Consider the following 1,903-nt stretch of genomic DNA (forward strand, 5'->3'; position numbering starts at 1 on the left):
CGTTTTGTTTGAACAAGAGTTAGCTAGGTTAGCTTAGTATTTTCAAAAAGAGATTATCGATAGAGGGATAACAGCCCCCTTCATACATACACTGGATTTTATCTAAGTGGCTAACTTAATATTGCAATTTAGGAAGAAGAAACAATTTCAATCTTTGAGAACATGATTTTGTAATTCTTGTGTAAAATTTGTGTAAAAAGTTTTCAAAACCTAACGTTTTCTATCGTATTCGCCAAAAAGAAAAAGCATCTACAAACGCTGTGTTATCAACGTTTGTAGATGCTTTAGGCCTTCTCAACTTAACTGGAAAAGACCAGGATATACCCGAGGCCGGACTTGAACCGGCACGCCTCGCGGCATCGCATTTTGAGTGCGACGTGTCTGCCATTCCACCACTCGGGCACGTGTAAAGTAATTAATTATATGAAATTAAAAGGCGGCAACCGGAATCGAACCGGTGGTAAGGGTGTTGCAGACCCGTGCCTTACCGCTTGGCTATGCCGCCAACATAGTGGAGCGGAAGACGGGATTCGAACCCGCGACCCCGACCTTGGCAAGGTCGTATTCTACCACTGAACTACTTCCGCAAAACTGACTGGGGTAGCTGGATTCGAACCAACGAGTGACGGAGTCAAAGTCCGTTGCCTTACCGCTTGGCTATACCCCACTAATGGGGCGGACGAGGGGAATTGAACCCCCGAATGTCGGAATCACAATCCGATGCGTTAACCACTTCGCCACGACCGCCATGTTATGATCACTTACAGTATAGTAATAGGTGTTAATTATTTTAAAAGTAATGGGGCGGACGAGGGGTATCGAACCCCCGAATGTCGGAATCACAATCCGATGCGTTAACCACTTCGCCACGACCGCCAGAATAATTATTATTTTAAAAAATACAGGGGCAGTAGGAATCGAACCCACATCAAAGGTTTTGGAGACCTCTATTCTACCGTTGAACTATGCCCCTAAATGGTGGTGGGGGACGGATTCGAACCGCCGAACCCGGAGGGAGCGGATTTACAGTCCGCCGCGTTTAGCCACTTCGCTACCCCACCAGTAAGGATGCCGGCGAAAGGACTTGAACCCTCAACCTACTGATTACAAGTCAGTTGCTCTACCAATTGAGCTACACCGGCATATAAATGGTGGCTCAGGACGGAATCGAACCGCCGACACAAGGATTTTCAGTCCTTTGCTCTACCGACTGAGCTACTGAGCCACTATTGTTAGTTTTTTTAGAAAGACGCTAATTAGAAGCGTATGTAAAAAATGGCGGTCCCGACCGGGATCGAACCGGCGATCTCCTGCGTGACAGGCAGGCATGTTAACCGCTACACCACGGGACCATTGGTTGCGGGGACAGGATTTGAACCTGTGACCTTTGGGTTATGAGCCCAACGAGCTACCACTGCTCCACCCCGCGATAATACAAATGTTACTGTGTTGCTTACTTGACGCCTTTATTATCTTAACATAACAACTTAAGAAAGTAAAGCTAAAGTTGAAGTTGAAGTTGAAGTTGAAGAAAATATGGCGGAGGAAGAGGGATTCGAACCCCCGCGGGCTTTAACACCCCTGTCGGTTTTCAAGACCGATCCCTTCAGCCGGGCTTGGGTATTCCTCCGTGTGTTCAATAAACTGGTGGACCTTGCAGGACTCGAACCTGCGACCGGACGGTTATGAGCCGTCTGCTCTAACCAACTGAGCTAAAGGTCCTTAGATAGCGGCGGAGGGATTTGAACCCCCGACCCTACGGGTATGAACCGTATGCTCTAGCCAACTGAGCTACGCCGCTGCAATTAGTCAGTCTAAAATTTATTGGTGGAGCCTAACGGGATCGAACCGTTGACCTCCTGCGTGCAAGGCAGGCGCTCTCCCAGCTGAGCTAAGGCCCCAA

General features: G+C 48.1%; 16 tRNA genes. All 16 read right to left on the bottom strand.

The annotated features are described in order from the left end of the window. Nucleotides 1-321: 321 nt before the first annotated feature. Nucleotides 322-402 (bottom strand) — tRNA-Leu (locus CSV69_RS16405). Nucleotides 403-434: 32 nt separating this feature from the next. Next, a tRNA-Cys gene (locus CSV69_RS16410) sits at nt 435-505 on the bottom strand. Between the two features lie 7 nt (nt 506-512). Beyond that, nucleotides 513-587, bottom strand: a tRNA-Gly gene (locus tag CSV69_RS16415). 8 nt (nt 588-595) lie between these two features. Then, nucleotides 596-667 (bottom strand) — tRNA-Gln (locus tag CSV69_RS16420). Between the two features lie 4 nt (nt 668-671). Then, nucleotides 672-747: transfer RNA gene (locus CSV69_RS16425), tRNA-His, on the bottom strand. A 53-nt stretch (nt 748-800) separates the two neighbouring features. Continuing rightward, a tRNA-His gene (locus CSV69_RS16430) sits at nt 801-876 on the bottom strand. A gap of 26 nt (nt 877-902) precedes the next feature. Further along, a tRNA-Trp gene (locus CSV69_RS16435) sits at nt 903-973 on the bottom strand. Nucleotides 974-976: 3 nt separating this feature from the next. Continuing rightward, nucleotides 977-1,061 (bottom strand) — tRNA-Tyr (locus tag CSV69_RS16440). 8 nt (nt 1,062-1,069) lie between these two features. Beyond that, a tRNA-Thr gene (locus CSV69_RS16445) sits at nt 1,070-1,142 on the bottom strand. A 7-nt stretch (nt 1,143-1,149) separates the two neighbouring features. After that, nucleotides 1,150-1,225 (bottom strand) — tRNA-Phe (locus CSV69_RS16450). A gap of 51 nt (nt 1,226-1,276) precedes the next feature. After that, nucleotides 1,277-1,352 (bottom strand) — tRNA-Asp (locus tag CSV69_RS16455). 2 nt (nt 1,353-1,354) lie between these two features. Next, nucleotides 1,355-1,429, bottom strand: a tRNA-Met gene (locus CSV69_RS16460). Between the two features lie 108 nt (nt 1,430-1,537). Next, nucleotides 1,538-1,630 (bottom strand) — tRNA-Ser (locus CSV69_RS16465). Nucleotides 1,631-1,645: 15 nt separating this feature from the next. Then, nucleotides 1,646-1,722 (bottom strand) — tRNA-Ile (locus tag CSV69_RS16470). Nucleotides 1,723-1,727: 5 nt separating this feature from the next. Then, nucleotides 1,728-1,801: transfer RNA gene (locus CSV69_RS16475), tRNA-Met, on the bottom strand. A gap of 24 nt (nt 1,802-1,825) precedes the next feature. Next, nucleotides 1,826-1,901: transfer RNA gene (locus CSV69_RS16480), tRNA-Ala, on the bottom strand. Nucleotides 1,902-1,903: the final 2 nt, after the last annotated feature.

The organism is Sporosarcina sp. P26b, assembly GCF_002743245.1.
GTDB lineage: Bacteria > Bacillota > Bacilli > Bacillales_A > Planococcaceae > Sporosarcina > Sporosarcina ureae_C.